The organism is Aeromonas sp. Marseille-Q7275 (genome assembly GCF_965119515.1).
In genome coordinates, this window is the sequence record NZ_CBCPLW010000004.1 from 201,367 (window position 1) to 217,692 (window position 16,326).

15 protein-coding genes and 1 pseudogene are annotated in these 16,326 nt (G+C 63.6%); 6 read left to right on the top strand and 10 right to left on the bottom strand.

All coding sequences use genetic code 11. The features are described from left to right. The first annotated feature begins 11 nt into the window (after window positions 1–11). The 4 genes from ACWPWQ_RS06205 to ACWPWQ_RS06220 all read left to right on the top strand — a co-directional run bounded on the left by ACWPWQ_RS06205 (window position 12) and on the right by ACWPWQ_RS06220 (window position 2,765). Complete coding sequence (locus tag ACWPWQ_RS06205) at window positions 12–152, top strand: TIGR02808 family protein (RefSeq protein WP_081934454.1); 141 nt, start codon at window positions 12–14, stop codon at window positions 150–152. Between the two features lie 188 nt (window positions 153–340). Next, window positions 341–898, top strand: a complete 558-nt coding sequence (locus ACWPWQ_RS06210) for a YaeQ family protein (protein ID WP_454009278.1) — start codon at window positions 341–343, stop codon at window positions 896–898. A gap of 12 nt (window positions 899–910) precedes the next feature. Further along, a complete protein-coding gene (locus ACWPWQ_RS06215; protein ID WP_454009279.1) occupies window positions 911–1,795 on the top strand; it encodes an AEC family transporter in 885 nt (294 codons plus the stop codon). Window positions 1,796–1,907: 112 nt separating this feature from the next. Continuing rightward, a complete protein-coding gene (locus tag ACWPWQ_RS06220) occupies window positions 1,908–2,765 on the top strand; it encodes a DUF5677 domain-containing protein (RefSeq protein WP_454009280.1) in 858 nt (285 codons plus the stop codon). A 183-nt stretch (window positions 2,766–2,948) separates the two neighbouring features. Here ACWPWQ_RS06220 and ACWPWQ_RS06225 read toward each other — a convergent pair whose 3' ends face one another. The 4 genes from ACWPWQ_RS06225 to ACWPWQ_RS06240 form a co-directional block, all read right to left on the bottom strand. Continuing rightward, the gene (locus ACWPWQ_RS06225; RefSeq protein ID WP_454009281.1) at window positions 2,949–4,178 is read right to left on the bottom strand and encodes an MFS transporter; all 1,230 of its coding nucleotides are present in this window, start codon (window positions 4,176–4,178) and stop codon (window positions 2,949–2,951) included. Window positions 4,179–4,224: 46 nt separating this feature from the next. Next, a complete protein-coding gene (locus ACWPWQ_RS06230) occupies window positions 4,225–4,995 on the bottom strand; it encodes an ABC transporter ATP-binding protein (RefSeq protein WP_454009282.1) in 771 nt (256 codons plus the stop codon). Further along, window positions 4,988–6,040, bottom strand: coding sequence for a FecCD family ABC transporter permease (locus tag ACWPWQ_RS06235; RefSeq protein ID WP_319913455.1), 1,053 nt, complete (start codon window positions 6,038–6,040; stop codon window positions 4,988–4,990). Before ACWPWQ_RS06235 ends, ACWPWQ_RS06230 begins: the two co-directional genes overlap by 8 nt. A gap of 97 nt (window positions 6,041–6,137) precedes the next feature. Further along, window positions 6,138–7,259: an ABC transporter substrate-binding protein gene (locus ACWPWQ_RS06240; RefSeq protein ID WP_454009283.1), complete on the bottom strand. Its 1,122-nt coding sequence runs from the start codon at window positions 7,257–7,259 to the stop codon at window positions 6,138–6,140. Between the two features lie 545 nt (window positions 7,260–7,804). Between ACWPWQ_RS06240 and ACWPWQ_RS06245 the strand changes: the two genes are divergently transcribed. Then, the gene (locus ACWPWQ_RS06245; protein WP_454009284.1) at window positions 7,805–11,023 is read left to right on the top strand and encodes an ExeM/NucH family extracellular endonuclease; all 3,219 of its coding nucleotides are present in this window, start codon (window positions 7,805–7,807) and stop codon (window positions 11,021–11,023) included. 110 nt (window positions 11,024–11,133) lie between these two features. Here the strand turns inward: ACWPWQ_RS06245 and ACWPWQ_RS06250 are convergent, their stop codons facing one another. Continuing rightward, window positions 11,134–11,673, bottom strand: coding sequence for a glycine zipper 2TM domain-containing protein (locus ACWPWQ_RS06250; RefSeq protein WP_139434607.1), 540 nt, complete (start codon window positions 11,671–11,673; stop codon window positions 11,134–11,136). 346 nt (window positions 11,674–12,019) lie between these two features. On the opposite strand from ACWPWQ_RS06250, the gene ACWPWQ_RS06255 reads away from it, so the two are divergent. Beyond that, a complete protein-coding gene (locus tag ACWPWQ_RS06255; protein ID WP_454009285.1) occupies window positions 12,020–13,642 on the top strand; it encodes an acyl-CoA synthetase in 1,623 nt (540 codons plus the stop codon). 147 nt (window positions 13,643–13,789) lie between these two features. Here the strand turns inward: ACWPWQ_RS06255 and ACWPWQ_RS06260 are convergent, their stop codons facing one another. The 5 genes and pseudogenes from ACWPWQ_RS06260 to hisF all read right to left on the bottom strand — a co-directional run bounded on the left by ACWPWQ_RS06260 (window position 13,790) and on the right by hisF (window position 16,318). Next, window positions 13,790–14,089, bottom strand: coding sequence for a hypothetical protein (locus tag ACWPWQ_RS06260; RefSeq protein WP_454009286.1), 300 nt, complete (start codon window positions 14,087–14,089; stop codon window positions 13,790–13,792). 106 nt (window positions 14,090–14,195) lie between these two features. Continuing rightward, window positions 14,196–14,486 carry a hypothetical protein gene (locus ACWPWQ_RS06265; protein ID WP_342058413.1) on the bottom strand — a complete coding sequence of 97 codons (291 nt, stop codon included), beginning with the start codon at window positions 14,484–14,486 and terminating at the stop codon, window positions 14,196–14,198. Window positions 14,487–14,696: 210 nt separating this feature from the next. Continuing rightward, window positions 14,697–14,783 (bottom strand): annotated as a pseudogene (locus ACWPWQ_RS06270) (bifunctional phosphoribosyl-AMP cyclohydrolase/phosphoribosyl-ATP diphosphatase HisIE); the annotation flags it as partial. Window positions 14,784–14,916: 133 nt separating this feature from the next. Then, complete coding sequence (gene hisIE / locus ACWPWQ_RS06275) at window positions 14,917–15,552, bottom strand: bifunctional phosphoribosyl-AMP cyclohydrolase/phosphoribosyl-ATP diphosphatase HisIE (RefSeq protein ID WP_268434608.1); 636 nt, start codon at window positions 15,550–15,552, stop codon at window positions 14,917–14,919. Continuing rightward, the gene (gene hisF / locus ACWPWQ_RS06280; protein ID WP_139434599.1) at window positions 15,545–16,318 is read right to left on the bottom strand and encodes an imidazole glycerol phosphate synthase subunit HisF; all 774 of its coding nucleotides are present in this window, start codon (window positions 16,316–16,318) and stop codon (window positions 15,545–15,547) included. Before hisF ends, hisIE begins: the two co-directional genes overlap by 8 nt. Window positions 16,319–16,326 lie beyond the last annotated feature (8 nt).

Genomic DNA, 16,326 nt, shown 5'->3' on the forward strand with positions numbered 1-16,326 from the left:
AAGGACACACTATGAGTCTGCTTGAACAAACCATCTGGAACATATTGGGATACGGGGCCATGCCCTTTATCTTCCTGAGCGGCTTCGTGGCCGTGGCAGTGATCTGCTGCCTGCTGCTCAATGCCTTCGGGGTCAAGTCCGCCGAGAAGTGAGTCACTCTCGTTCATGCCGCCAAATGCCAGTCTCACGACTGGCATTTGTTTTATGTGTCTTTTAAGGCACTTATCCAGGCCCAAGTGGGGAAACTGTGGTCAATATGGTCGAACCCGGTGGCCATTTTGATTACACTGGCGCCCGGCATGTCCGCCCTTTTCTCTTTTATCAGGTGTTCACGATTTCTATGGCGCTCAAGGCAACCATCTTCAAGGCCCAGATCAGCTTGTCTGACATGGACCGCAATCTCTATCAGGACTTCTCCCTCACCCTGGCCCGTCACCCCTCCGAAACCGACGAGCGGATGATGATCCGGCTGGCGGCCTTTGCCTGGCACGCCGCCGAGCGGCTGGAGTTCACCAAGGGACTCTCGGCGGACGACGAGCCCGAGCTCTGGCGCAAGAACTACTCAGACGAGATCGAGCTCTGGATTGAACTCGGCCAGCCCGACGAGAAGCGCCTCAAGAAGGCGTGCAACCGCTCCCGTCAGGTGGTGCTCTATCTCTACGGTGGCCGCGGCACCAGCGTCTGGTGGAAGCAGAACCAGGGCAAGCTCGGCCTGCACGACAACCTCACCGTGATCGAGCTCTCCGACAGCCAGACCCTGCCCCTGACCGCCATGGTGGAGCGCACCATGCAGCTCACCTGCACCATCTCGGACGGCCAGCTCTGGGTCAGCAACGGCGCCCTGGAGGTCACCCTGGATCCCGTGGTGCTGATGGGACGCCCCGCCCGCGAACTCTAAGACGGACTCCCCATGCTCAGTGCCCTGCTCGATATCGTCATCCCGGTGTTTGCGGTGGCGGGCCTTGGCGCCCTCTACGGGCGGCTGCGCGGGGGAGCCGAACTCGGTTACATCAACCGGGCCAACATAGAGCTCTTCACCCCGGCGCTGGTCTTCTCGGCGCTGGTGAAATACCCCCTGGATCTGGCGGCCCACCTGCCGCTGATCGCGGCCGGGGCCCTGGTGATCCTGCTGCCGGGCCTGCTGCTCTCCCTGCTCAAACTCAAGGGCATAGAGAGAGCGGCGCTGATCTTGCCCGCCATGTTTCGCAACACCGGCAACCTCGGCATCCCGCTGATGGTGCTGGCCTTTGGCGAGCAGCAGCTCGGCGCCATCGTCATCCTCTTCGTGCTCTCCAACCTGCTCCACTTCTCGGTGGGCATGTTTATCCTCTCCGCGAGCAGCTCCCGCTGGGGTTGGCTGAAAAGCCCCGTGCTCTGGGCCGCCTTCGCCGGTCTGCTGGTGGCCAACCTGCAGATCCCGCTGCCGGACTATCTGGTGACCAGCGCCTCCCTGCTCGGCCAGATAGCGGTGCCCCTGATGCTGTTTGCCTTGGGCATCCGGCTGATGGAGGGGGAGCTGGGCCACCTGGGGCTCGCGCTTAAATGTAACCTGCTCTATCTGCTGGCGGGGGGGATCTCCCTTGGCATCGCCGTCTGGCTGCTGCCACTTGAGCCTGACTGGATCCCGCTGCTGATGCTCTCGGTGGCGCTGCCCCCGGCGGTGCTCAACTACATGCTGTGCGAGCAGTACCAGTGCCAGCCCGACAAGGTGGCCAGCATAGTGCTCGGCGGCAATGCGCTCTCCGTGGTGGTGATCCCCCTGGCGGTCTGGTTGGCGCTGCATTTGGGGAATTAGATCATTTTTGCTGGAACACTGGGGACGCAAATAACTCAGGGCAGCGAAGTAATTACGGTTCAAAACTCTGCGATCACTCACTCAGAGCAGCAGGGTTCACACTTCAGGTATTATGGATACTCAAAAACTTCCACTTCTTGATGCCCTGCGTGGCTTAGCGATGCTTCAACAGGAGTTTCTTCGTCTCGCGCTTTTGGTCGCGTCGCAAGGGTCTGTAACCTTTGAAGAGGAAGAACTAATTTGTACGCTAGGTGATGGACAGAGGCGCATGAGCACGTTGTTGGCAATGTCTGCCGGTCAGTCGTTTGAAACGTTGCTTCAGATGGCAAAACTTCGCGGCATACCAGTTCGAGACGCGTATCCGGTCGCCAGATCTGCAATCGAATCCTTCGTAAATGCGAGCTATATCTTGGTCGAATCGGACAACGTGAGCTCACGAGCCATCCGATACATCGACTTTGCCGCGTGGCGTCAACAGAATAGAAAATTTGGTAGCGGTGAGTTCTCGATCGAGGTTCGTTGCGACCCTGATAAGCAGGCCACGCTTGCACGGGAGTATCCCGAGTTTAGTGGTAAGGGTAACGGCATGTGGACCAACCTTGATGTGCCCAGTCGTATAAGGAGAGTGGGTGAATTAGCGGGGCATCGATCGGGGTCACGCCTGCTTGCAGCATATGGTCTGATTTACTCTCTTTCATCCGAGATCATTCACGGCTCTCCTTTTGGGGCCAGCTACTTCTACTCGGCGCATTTGAAGGGCGAGGTATCTACTGAGGCATTCGAAGGCGCAACCGTGCGCCATTTGGAAGAGATTTTCGTCGGAGTACTACATGCTGGTTGTGGTTACCTTGCTGCATTTTTTGGGCAACAGAATATGCAGACACCACTGAATGCAGAGGAAAAGATATTTGCGCGACTATTAGAGTTGAGTGCAAAACCATCTTCTGCATTCCCTCCTGGTGAGGCCTAGGTAGTTGACATCTGCGCAGCGCAATATACATCAGTGGAACCTGAACCAAAGGCTGTATAGATCGATGAACTCAAAAGTTAGGTATCTAGCGTCAGCCTGCTCTGTCCCGGGTTTGATGGACAAGTGGGGAAGAAGGCAAAGGGGAGAATGAATAAATAAACAGGGCGGCCTTGGCCGCCCTGTTTATTTGTTGACGCGCGCTTGCACCTGACCATCCTTGCGCAGCCGGGTATAGAGGCCAAACCCGGCCAGCAGGCCGGCGAGGGCCAGCAGCAGCCAGATGGCGGTGGCGGGGCGGCTGCCTGCATCCCCCAGCATAAAACCGATCAGCAGGTTGCCAATGAGCGCCATGCAGCCCCCGGCGCTGGCATAGAAGCCGTAGTAGCTGGCGAGCTGGTCGGGGGGCGCGTAGCGGGGCAGCTGGGCGGCAAAGAGCGGAAGGCAGAGGATGGAGCCCAGGGAAAGCAGGGCCACCTGCGCCAGGACCCCCGCCGTCGGCCAGGGGGAGAGCAGCGGCAGGGCGAGATAGCTCAGCCCCATCACCCCGATCCCCAGCCCCATGGCGAGCGGCCCCCCAAGGCGCTGCTCCACCAGACGGGACGCCGGCAACTGGAGCAGGACGCCGATCACCGCCGAGAGGGTGAAGACGCCGCCGAGCAGCTGGGTGGCGTCCGGCAGGCTCTGGATATGGGCGGGCAGGGCGAGATAGAGCTGGTGGAACAGGATCTGGTAGCTGCCCGCCAGCAGGGTGAACATCATGAAGGGGCGCTGGCGAAGGATCTCCCGCCATTGGCGCAAAATGGCGCCGCGCGGGCTCTGGTTGACCGCCGGGCGCTTGGGCAGCACCCGATACTGCAGCACCCCGAGCAGGGCGAACAGGCTAGCCGCCAACAAGCCCGTCAGGGCATAGCTCTGCTGGGTCAGGGCCAGGCCGACCAGGGGGCCGAGCAGCATGCCCGCCTGGCTGGCGAGATTGTGCAGGGCGAAGGCGCGCTGACGCTGACTGGGCGCGCTGCATTCGCTGGCGAGATAGGCCTGGGCGCAGGGGGTGAAGAGGGCCCCGGCAAAACCGGTGAGGGTCGCCGCCAGCAGCAGTATGGGCAGGGACTCGGCCCAGCCCAGCAGCACGAAGCCGACCGAGCGCACCAGGCAGCCCCAGACGATGGCGGGGTGATAGCCGATGCGATCCCCGAGGGTGCCCCCCAGCAGGAAGAGCCCCTGCTGGCTGAAGACCCGCATCCCCATGACCAGGCCGCAGGCCCAGCCGGCGAGGCCAAGCCCGCTGCCCATGTGCTGGGCGAGGAAGGGCATCATCATGTAGAAGCCGAGGTTGAACGCCAGACCATTGATGATGAGCAGGCGGGCGGCCGGGCTCATGCCCTGCCAGTCCCGCCAGTAGGAGGCGCCGCTCATCTTGTGTGTACCCTGGGGCCGGTTGCGGGCCATGCCGACGGGGCCGTCATGATTGTCTTCGCAGGGTACGCAGGAAGGGGATGCCGCTCTGATCGTGGCTTATCTGCACCGGTACCTGGTAGAGGCGCTCGATGAGGGCCGCGTCGAGCACCTGGGCGGGAGGGCCGAAGGCCTGCAGATCGCCCCCTGCCAGCACGATCAGCTGATCGGCAAACTGGGCTGCCAGGTTGAGATCGTGCAGCACCACCAGGGTGATCCACTGCTGCTCCCGGGTCTGCTGGCAGAGGTGCTCCATCAGCTGCATCTGGTGATGCAGGTCCAGGGCGCTGACCGGCTCGTCCAGCATCATGATGCGGGGATCGCGCAGCAGCACCTGGGCAAAGAGCACCATCTGCCGCTGGCCGCCGCTCAAGGAGTAGAGGGGGCGATCCGCCAGATGGGCGATGCCGAGCGCCTGCAGGGCGCGACCTGCCGCCAGTATGTCCTCGTCCGCCAGACGCATGGAGAGGCTGTCGAGGCGCCCCAGCACCACCACTTCGATGACGCTCAAGTCCAGCTCCAGCTGGATGTTCTGGGGCATGTAGCCAAACTGCTGGCGCCATTTGGCCTGTGTCATCTGGCGGGCACTCTGGCCCCCCAGGCGGATGTCGCCAGCGGCCGGGGTCAGTTCACCGAACAGGGCGCGCAGCAGCGAGGTCTTGCCGGTCCCGTTCGGGCCGATGATCACATGGACCTGACCCGGATGCAGGGTGAGGTCGAGCTCCCGCAGCAGGGTCTGCTGGCCGAGGGAGAGGGAGAGTCGGGTTATCTCAAGCACGTTTACGCCCCCTGCCGAGGATCAGCCAGATGAAGAAGGGCACGCCAATCAGGGCGGTGACGATGCCGATGGGAAAGAGGGCCCCCGGAATGATGGACTTGGAGAGCACAGAGGCCGCCGACAACATGCAGGCGCCGCACAGGGCGGAGAGCGGGATCAGGAAGCGCTGATCTTCCCCCACCAGCATGCGGGCGATGTGGGGGGCCACCAGGCCGACGAAGCCGATGATGCCGACGAAGCTGGTGGCGGTGGCGGTGAGCAGGGCGACCAGGATCAGGGTCTTCATGCGCAGCCTGTCCACGTTGACCCCCAGGCTGCGGGCCCTGGCTTCCCCCAGACGCAGGCTGGTGAGGGCCCAGGCATCCCGATAGATGAGCAGGGTGCAGATCAGGGTGACGGCGGCCGTGATGATCAGGGAGTCCCAGGTGGTGCGCATCAGGCTGCCAAACAGCCAGAACATGATCTGCTGGTTGAGCTCGGGGGAGGAGAGGAACTGCAGCAGGGAGAGCAGGGACTGGAACAGGAACAGCAGGGCGATGCCCGCGAGGATCAGGGTCTGGCTGCTGATGTTGCGCATCATGGCCAGACCAAACAAGAGGCTGGCGGCAAACATGCACAGGATGAAGGCACCGGCCGGAATGGCGATCAGGGGAGGGAGCCCGAGACCGCCGCTATAGAGCGCCAGTGCGGCGCCAAGGCCGGCCGCGGCCGCGAGCCCCAGGGTGAAGGGGCTGGCGAGAGGGTTGTCCAGCAGGGTCTGCATCTGGACGCCGCCAAGGCCCAGCGACGCGCCGACCACCAGGGCCATCAGGGCGATGGGCAGGCGCATGTCATGGACTATGGTGCGGGTCATGGCGTCCGCCTGGGCGGGAGATAGCAGGGCATCGACCACTTCCCCAAGGGGCAGCAGGGAGGGGCCGGTGGCGATGTCGAGCACCAGGGTAATGCACAGCACCAGGGTGAGCAGCGCCAGCCAGTGCCAGCGACGGCGCTCCCGTTGCCGCTGGCGGGTGAGGGTCTGCTGGAGGGCAGCCAAATCATTCATGATGACAATCCTGAAGCGGGCGCCATGAGGGGCGCCCGGTTAAAGAGGGATGACGAAGAGGGCTCTGCCGAGGTGGGCAGAGCCCGAACGACCGGATTTAGTTGGCTTCACCCGACTTGATACCCAGCATGAAGGTGCCCTCGGGGTGAATGGGCAGATAGCTGCGGTAGAAGCCCTGATAGGTGGCCAGGGGATCGAGATCCTGGAACAGGTCCGGGTAGAGCGCCTTGGCCATGAACTCGATGAGGGCGGCATCCATGATGCTGCGGGTGGCGCCGTGATAGACCGCATAGAGGCGACCCTGCTGCACCGCGGGCAGCTCGCTCCAGCCCGGACGGGCGGCAAAGCCCTGCAGACGCTGGCGCACCATCTCGGCCGAGACGTCCTGGCCCACCTGCATCGCTTCTGCGCTGCTCACGCTCTCGTAGCCCGCCATCAGGATCACCTCGGGTTTACTCGCCAGCAGTTGCTCAGGGTGGATGGGACCCCAGCGCTCGACGAAGGGCGCCGCCACGTTGTCACCCCCCGCCAGCAGGGCCATGGCGCCCCACATGTCCTTGCCATAGGTGTAGCTGTACTCGGCCGGGCCCTTGTCACCCAGCTCGATATAGACCCGGGGGGGCTGGCGCTTCGCGGCGGCGATGCGGGAGGTGATGATGTCAATCTTGGCCTTGTATTCGTCGGCCATCTTGCGGGCACGGGCCTCCTGGCCGGTCACCTTGCCAAGCAGCAAGGTGCTCGCCATGTGGCGGGCCAGGGTCTGGGCGTTGTAGTCCACCACCACCACAGGGATGCCTGCCTGCTCGAGGCGCGGCAGATCCGGGGCCAGGGCCTCGTATTGCCACTGGGCCAGGATCACCAGATCGGGTTTGACCGCCAGGGTCTTCTCGATGGAGAAGCTCTGATCCTGCACGTTGCCAAGGTCCGGCACCCTGGCCAGTTGCGGCAGGCTGGCCACATAGAGGGACCAGATGGCGGGGCGGGACTTGACGAACCAGCCGCGGGACATGCCCACCAGGCGATCGGCGCCGCCTTCACCGGCCACGGCCAGATAATCCTCGGGATAGAAACCGAGCACGATGCGGCTCGCGGGCAGACTCAGGGAGACCTTGCGGCCCATCACATCTTCCACTTCAACGGGGGCGGCGGCCTGTGCCATCCAGCTCATCAGGGCGAGCTGACCAAGCAGCAGCAACTTTGCCAGGGGGTGACGAAACATCTTGTGAAACCTCGGGGGGATAAGGCCAAAAAAAAGAAGTGAGAACTATTGCCATTCGTGAACCGAAAAGCAATAAACGTTTGTCCTGTCTCCTCTCTTGTTAAATTTGTCATTTCTGGAATCGGTTTCACACGAGCACAGAGTGCCGTTCCAATGGAGCCCATCTCTCTGTTTTCACGGATCATGGGGGCCTGTGGCGCTTAGCTGGCTGCACCTGGAACCACGCTCTGGCCGCCTCGCTCGCGCCTCTGAAGCGGGGCTCAGTCCCGGACTCTGCTCGATGTCGAGCCCCCTGGCATGGCCCCGCCAGAGGTGGCGACGATTTCCTGCGCACCGATGAAAGGCACTGCCCATTCGGGTATTGATCGTCACCTGCGCGCAACAATTTGCGGTCATTGTTAGCCAGCTCCCAGCGGCTCCGTCGTCAAAGGGGCAGAGTAGGCGCGATCTTGGCCCCTGGCCGAGTTCGACAGCAACAAGGTGCTGCGGCCCGCCTCGCGCGGGGCGCCAATAACATGATCTGCAAATAAAAAAGGAAACTGACCATGTCAGGAAGACACTCTCTGGTAGCGCTGGCCGTCGGGCTGGCGCTGGCGGGACAGGCACAGGCGCAACTGCTTGTCACCGAATACCTGGAAGGCGCTGGCAACAACAAGGCTTTGGAGCTGAGCAATCTCGGCAGCGACGCCGTCGATCTCTCTCAATACCGGCTGGCGCTCTACGCCAACGGCAAACCCCTCACCGATGCCCCCACCAACAGCCTGGCGCTGCAAGGCACCCTCGCCCCCGGTGCCAGTCTGGTGCTGGCCAACCCCTCCGCCAACGCCGAGATCCTGGCCAAGGCCAATCAGACCAGTGGCAACCTGGTGTTCAACGGCGACGACGCCCTGGTGCTCTATCGCGGCAGCGAGATAGTGGACAGCGTCGGCCAGGTGGGGGTGGATCCGGGCACGGCCTGGGTCTCGGGCAACGTCTCGACCCTGGACATGACCCTGCGCCGCAAGGCCACCGTCACCACGGGCCGGATTGATGCGACCTCGCCCTTCGATCCTGCGCTCGAATACCTGGCTGCTCCCAAGGATGACGCCAGCGGTCTCGGCTGCAGCGGCGATGCCCCCTGTGATGGCAGCCAGCCGCCTGCCTTCGTCTGCCCGGTAGACACTCTTGTGCCGGTGCCCGCCATCCAGGGCCCGGGCAGCAGCAGCCCCCTGGTGCCGGCCGGCAAGTTCGAGTCCGAGCAGGCCTATGCCACCCGCGGCGTGGTGACCCAGGTGGTGAGCGGCCTCTACAAGGGCTTCTTCATTCAGGATGCGCAGGGGGACGGGGATCCGGCCACCTCGGACGGCCTCTTCATCCACAGCACCCAGACCAACGGCGCCCTGGTGCCGGGGGCCGAGGTGTGCGTCTCGGGCAAGGTCAAAGAGTATTTCAACCAGACCCAGCTCAGCGCCGATCAGCTGGTGGTGACCCAGCCGGCAGGGGCCTTGCTGCCTGCGGTGGATCTGGTGCCGGTAGGAGGCGAGAGCCTGAGCCAGCTGCTGGAGCGCCACGAGGGGATGCAGGTGCGGCTGGTGCCGGAGTCCAGCCTGGTGGTGACCCGCAACTTCAGCTTCGACTACGACGGCAAGCGCAACAATCTGGTGCTTTCTTATGGCGCGCCCCTCATCAAGTCGACCCAGAAGTTTGCCGCCATGAGCCAGGAGGCGAGCGACTGGGCCCTTCGCAACCAGCAGAACCAGCTGGTGGTGGAGACGGACGCCAAGGCGCCGGACGGCGTGCTGCCCTGGTTCCCCGGCTTCAACGCCGAGGACGGTTATCTTCGCATCGGCGACAAGCTCAACGGGCTGGAGGGGGCGCTCGGCTACTCCTACAACCTGTTCCGGCTGGTGGCCAGCAACCGCATCGATGCAAGCCAGATCGATCACAGCGGTTGGGACAGGGTGCAGACGCCCGAGCTCGCCGAGGCGGGGGATCTGCGGGTCGCGAGCTTCAACGTGCTCAACTTCTTCACCACTGTCGTGGGGGGCGATGCCAACCCCACCGGCAGCAACAGAGGTGCTCTGACGGTGCCTGAGTTCGAGCTGCAGCGCACCAAGATCGTCAGCGCCATCACCCGCCTCAACGCCGACGTGGTGGGGCTGATGGAGATAGAGAACAACGGCTACGGCGACAACTCCGCCATCGCGAACCTGGTGGCGGCCCTCAACGCCGCCCAGCCAGACGAGGCGGATCACTACGCCTGGGTGGCTTCCCCCGATGGCCAGCCCATCGGCACCGACGCCATCACGGTAGGGCTCATCTACCGGCCCGCCAGTGTGACCCCGCAAGGGGCCGCGAGCCTGATCGCGCTGCCGGTGCAGCAGGCCGAGGCGCAGGACGCCAGCGGCAAGCCGGTGACCATCAACCAGGGGATGCGCGAGTCGCTGGTGCAGCGCTTCAGCTCCCCCAAGGGGGATGCGCCTTTGACTCTGGTGGTCAACCACCTCAAGTCCAAGGGCTCCGCCTGCTTCGAGGATTATCCCGACTACGCCACCGCCGATCCCCTGGACGGCCAGGGTCACTGCAACGCGCTGCGGGTCTCCGCCGCCAAGGTGCTGGGGGAGACCCTCAAGGGGGTGAGCGGGGATCTGCTGCTGATCGGCGATCTGAACGCCTACGGCATGGAGGATCCCATCCGGGTGCTGACCGACTATGATCCGGCCGCCCAGGTGCGCCAGATCATGAGCGCCTCCTTCACCACCCTGGCGGGCCAGCCCTTCGAGGAGAGCGGCAGCGCCCTGGGCAAGGGGTATGGTCTGGTCAACCTCAACACCCGCTTCCACGGCACCGACACCTACTCCTACAGCTATGAAGGGGAGCTCGGCAACCTGGATCACGCCCTGGCAAACCCGAGCCTCGCGGCCAAGGTGATCGGCATCGAGGATTGGCACATCAACTCCGCCGAGAGCAACTTCTTCGAGTACGGCAGCAAGTACAGCGGCCAGCTGGCGAAATCCGAGGGGCCCTTCAGCGCCTCGGATCACGATCCCGTGCTGGTGGCCATCCAGTATCCGCTGCCCCCCGTCGGAGTCTTGAGCCTGGAGAGCGCCGCCGCCAGCGTGGAGGAGGGCAAGACCCTGGCCTTGAGCGTGGCGCGCCGTGACGGCAGCCATGGGGAGGCCAGCGTCAGCTACCGCATCGCCTTTGGCAGCGCCGATGCCAACGACGTGGCGCCCCTCACGGGTACCCTGCATTGGGCCGCCGGCCAGAGCGACAGCCAGACCATCAGCATCCCGGTGAAGAGCGACACCCTGCACGAGGGGGACGAGACCTTTACCCTGGAGCTCTATGATGCGAGCGGCGCGACCCTGGGCGAGCAGCACCAGACCCTGGTGACCATCAAGGACAAGCTGGCGCCCTCCACCATCTCGTTGGCGCGCGCCAGCCTGACGGTGAACGAGGGGCAGTGGTTTGCGGAGATCCCGGTGGTGCGAAGCGGCGATCTGAGCAAGCCGGCCCGTGCCACTCTGGGCCTTGAGGGGATCACCGCGCGCTGGGGGCTGGATTTCCTGCCCTGGTTCGGCCAGACGGTGAGCTGGGCCGCGGGCGAGGGGGGCAGCAAGTCGGTCAAGGTGCTGATCCTGGATGACTGGTTCGTGGAGTCCACCGAGCAGTTCAGCGTCAACCTCGAGAAGCTGAAAGGGGCCGAGCCGGGCACAGTGCAGCAGACCCGGGTCGAGATTCAGGACAACGACAAGCCCTGGTGGCCCTTCGGCCGCCACTAAAGGTGAAAGCGAGATAGAAAGGGGCCTGCGGGCCCCTTTTTGTTGCGGACATGAAAAAGGCCCACCGATGTGGTGGGCCTTCTCCATGGCGGGGCGCTCCTAACGGAGTATCAACCCTGCGCGTTGCTCAGTACCAGCTTGCCATCCTTGACGGGGATGGTGGTGCCGGGTTTTTGTTCCATTCGCACTACCCCTTCCTGACCGGCGAGGCGGTAGGTGACGTCATAACCCAGGGTGCGGGTGCTGCTGTCCTGTACCGTCTTGCAGCGCTGCTCCGTGGTGGTGTAGGTGTCCCCCGCCTGCATGTTGCCCTGCACCTGGTTGCCGGCGTAGCCGCCTGCGACGGCCCCCGCAGCGGTGGCGACCTTCTTGCCGCTGCCGCCACCGAACTGGTGGCCCACCACGCCCCCCAGGGCCGCACCGACCACAGTGCCCAGGATCTTGTGTTCATCCTGCACCGGCTTGCGGTGGGTGACGGTGACGTTGCGGCACTCCTGGCGCGGCGTCTTGATGGTCTCGGTCACCGGCTTGCTGGCCAGCACCTCGGCAAACTGGGGCTCTGAGGTAAACAGGGATCCGCTGGCTGCCGCCGACAATGCCAGCGCAGAGGCAATACCGATCCCGACACCTGCCAACATGGATTTGTTCATCGCTCTTCTCCTCGTACTTGTACCCGTTGAGGGCTTGGGACCATTCTTGGCATTTTGCGCGTCTGGCTCAAGGCAAGCGCCTCGGGATCGCGACAGAGGCTGACTGCGCAAAAAACGACCGCACCAAAATAGCGTCTGTGTTTGGCGACAAAGGGGGTGGGCCAGTGGAAGTCATAAGGCAGATCAGCCGGCGTGGGGTCCCACCAACCTAAGACGTTTTGCTAATACCTGCCCCCAGAGCCCCTTGATACCCTTGCATTTCGTACCAGAAAGCCGCCGCCGGCACGATGCCAGGGCGCGTTCACGGCTGCACCGCCGCTTTGCACCCCGACGAGGAAGGAACCCGATGACAAGCCAGAACATCTATGAGAGAGGCCTCGATAAAAATGGCGCCAATTTCGAGGCCCTGACCCCCTTGAGCTTCCTGGCCCGGGCAGCCAGTGTCTATCCCGACTACCCGGCCCTGGTCCACGGCCCCCTGCGCCAGAGCTGGGCCCAGACCGAGCGCCGCTGTCGCCAGCTCGCCTCGGCACTGCGCCGCCGCGGCATTGGCGAGGGGGACACCGTCTCCATCGTCGCCCCCAATGTGCCGGCCATGTTCGAGGCCCACTTCGGGGTGCCCATGAGCGGCGCCGTGCTCAACACCATCAACACCCGGCTCGATGCCGATGCCATGGCCTTCATCTTCCAGCATGCCCAGAGCAGGGTGGTGCTGGTGGACAGGGAGTTTGGCGCCGTGGTGCGCAAGGCGCTCTCTCTCATCGACAGCCAGCCTCTGGTGATCGCCATCGACGATCCGACCTATCAGGAGGGGGAGCTGGTCGGCGAGTTGACCTACGAGGCCTTTGTCGCCACGGGGGATGAACAGGAGCCTGGCTGGCTGCCGGCGGACGAATGGCAGGCCATTTCGCTGAACTACACCTCCGGCACCACGGGCAACCCCAAGGGGGTGGTCTATCACCATCGCGGTGCCCACCTGAACGCGGTCAACAACGCCCTCTCCTGGGAGCTGCCCAAGCACCCCGTCTACCTGTGGACCCTGCCGATGTTCCACTGCAACGGCTGGTGCTTCCCTTGGACCCTGGCGGCGACCGCCGGGGTGAGCGTCTGCCTGCGCCACGTGCAGGCGGGCGCCATCTATGAGGCACTGCACGCGCACAAGGTGAGCCATTTCTGCGCCGCCCCCATCGTCCTCAACATGCTCAACAACGCCGATCCGGCCCTGAAACTGGGGCTTGACCATCCCATCAAGGCGATGACGGCGGGGGCGGCGCCACCCGCCACCGTGATCGCCGGCATGGAGGCCATGGGGATCGCCGTGACCCATGTCTATGGCCTGACCGAAACCTATGGCCCCTGCGTGGTGTGCGAGCCCCAGCGAAGCTGGCAGGGGCAGGATGCTACGGCGCTCTCCCGGCTCAAGGCGCGCCAGGGGGTGGCCTCACCGCTGCAGGGAGAGATGCGGGTGGCCAGCCCCGTCAGCGGTGAGCCTGTGCCCCGGGATGGCAAGACCCTGGGGGAGATCTTCCTGCGTGGCAACATCGTCATGAAGGGCTATCTCAAGAACCCGGCGGCGAGCGAAGAGGCGATGGCGGACGGCTGGTTCCGAAGCGGGGATCTGGCGGTCTGGCACCCGGACGGCTACGTGGAGATCAAGGACAGATCCAAGGACATCATCATCTCCGGCGGGGAGAACATCTCCAGCCTGGAGGTGGAGGACGTGCTCTATCGCCACCCGGACGTGGACGAGGCCGCGGTGATCGCCATGCCGGACGAGAAGTGGGGGGAGGTACCCTGCGCCTTTGTGAAGCTCAAGGAGGGGCGGGTGCTCAGCCAGGCGGAGCTGATTGCGTTCTGCCGCGAGCAGATGGCCCACTTCAAGGCCCCCAAGCGCATTATCTTCACCCCCCTGCCCAAGACCTCCACCGGCAAGGTGCAAAAATTTATGTTGCGCAAGCGGCTGGAGTGACTCAGGTGAGGGCCTCATCCAATCAACGGGCCTGCGGGCCCGTTCTTTATCATCCAGAGAGCGCCTGCTGCGAAGCGTGCCTGGTGCAAGGTCGACCGTCCCTCTGCTTGACGGGGATGCGCTGGCGACCAGCTATCCTGGCGCCTCTCAGCGGGGCGGGTTGGCGCCCTTGATGCGCTTGTGCAGCGCCTGCCACAGGCCGGTGATGAAGTAGTAAAGTCCTCCTGCTTCACTGGCCTTGGTGTACTCCGCGAGGGGCTCTATCATGCCGCTTTTGAACTTGTCGAGCGCCTCTTTCTCGTTGGCTGCGTCGATATAATCCCCCACCACCTCGAAGCCCTGCTCCAGCAACTGTGACTTTTCAGGCAAGAATGAGGGGGACGACATCAGCAAGAAGGTGACGCTGGCGGGATCCTGTCCCTGACGGAAGAACTGGTATTTGCTCATAGGGCCTCTGGGGTGGACTGTGCCCCCGCATTATCCATGGGGGCCTTGGCGCCGGACAGGCCCCATTTGCGACATCCAAAGGGGCCTCCATTCAGGTCGGCTTCAGTCAGCCTCTTGGCGGTTTTTCCTTGCCAAACAGCCTGGGGGCATGGAGCAACATGGTTCTAAAGAGGCCTATGGTGCCGGGGCCGCCATAGGGACGGCTGGGATCGGCCATGTTGAGCTGATGGGATTCAGCCGCCGCGCGGGCATCAGGGGCCAGTATGGGTTCGCCTATGACCTCGAACCCCTGTGCCAGCAGGGTGGCTTTGTCTGCCAGGAAGCTGGCCGACGCCATGTCGAGCAAGGTGAAGGCGGCGGGCGCCTCCGGGGTGGAGAAAACCTGAAATTTGTTCATCACGCCTGGGGAGGTGAGGGTGGTGCGCCATTATCGCCGCCGCCCCTGGGATGAGCGACTCCCTGTTCAGGGGGGCGCCAGCCTGGGTATCCCAGATTTTGTCAGGGGTGCAGCGCCCTTGACGCGCCCTGACAGTGGCAACTCCCGCGAAGAGGGCGCAGCGCACGAAAAACGGGCCCAGAGGGCCCGTTTTGTCTATCGGTGCAAAGACTACTTGGTGTGGCGCTCATACAGGCGCTGCACCACGTCTTTGAGGCCAAGCCCCTCGTTTTGCAGCAGCACGGTGAGGTGATAGAGCTAGGTCAACATGGATTCGTTGTTCACTTGGTGTGGCGCTCATAAAGCCGCTGCACCACATCCTTCAAACCCAAGCCTTTGTTTTGCAGCAAGACGGTGAGGTGATAGAGCTGGGTCAACATGGATTCGTTGTTCACTTGGTGTGGCGCTCATAAAGCCGCTGCACCACATCCTTCAAACCCAAGCCTTCGTTTTGCAGCAAGACGGTCAGGTGATAGAGCAGATCGGCGGATTCGTTGATGAGCTCTTCCCTGTCTTTCGCCATGGCGGCCAGGGCCACTTCCACCCCCTCTTCACCCACCTTCTGGGCGATGCGCTTGGTGCCCTTGCCATAGAGGCTGGCGGTGTAGCTGGTGGCCGGGTCGGCCCCCTTGCGTGATGCCAGGATCTGCTCGAGCTCGGCGAGAAAACCGAGCGGCGGCAGCGGGTGACCGTCGAAGCAGGAGGGATTGCCAAGATGGCAGGTGGGGCCCACCGGGTCGGCGGCGATGAGCAGGGAGTCCTGATCGCAGTCGGTGGTGATGGCGACCAGTTTGAGCACATGACCCGAGCTCTCGCCCTTGGTCCAGAGGCGCTGCTTACTGCGGCTGAAAAAGGTGACCTGGCCGGTGGCCTGGGTCTTTTCCAGGGCCTCGCGGGTCATGAAGCCCTGCATCAGCACCTCGCCGCTCACGGCATGCTGGACGATGGCGGGGATCATGCCGTCACACTTGTCCCAGTCCAGGCGCTCGGCCAGGGGCAATGCATTGTCTACTGCTTGATTATTCACGGATGGCGACTCCTTCGTTTTTCAGCCAGCGTTTCAATTCGGGAATGGGGATAAGGCCCTTGTGGAACACGGACGCCGCCAGGGCGCCGTCCACATCGGCCAGGGTGAAGGCATCGCGAAAGTGTTCCATGGCACCGGCGCCACCGGAGGCAATCAGCGGCACCTTGCAGACGGCCCGCACCAGTCTGAGCTGCTCGAGATCATAGCCCTGGCGCATGCCGTCCTGGTTCATCACGTTCAGCACGATTTCGCCGGCGCCGCGCTTTTGCACCTCCTTGACCCACTCCAGGGTGGTCCAGCTGGTGGTGCGGGTGCGGCTCTCGTCGCCGGTGAACTGTTTGACCTGATACTGGCCGCTTGGGGCATCGAAGTAGGAGTCGATACCCACCACCACGCACTGCACGCCGAAACGCTCCGCCAGCCGGGTGATCAGGGTGGGATCGGCCAGGGCCGGGGAGTTGATGGAGACCTTGTCGGCCCCGAACTCGAGGATCTGGCGGGCATCCTCGACGCTCTTGATGCCGCCGGCGACGCAGAAGGGGATGTCGATGACCTCGGCCACCCGGCTCACCCAGCTCTTGTCCACCACCCGGGCGTCGCTCGAGGCGGTGATGTCATAGAACACCAGCTCATCGGCACCCTCGGCGGCGTAGCGACGGGCGAGATCGACGATGCCGCCCATCACCTCGTGGTTGCGAAACTGCACGCCCTTGACCACAACGCCATCTTTGACGTCGAGGCAGGGGATAATACGCTTTGACAACATGCTCATTG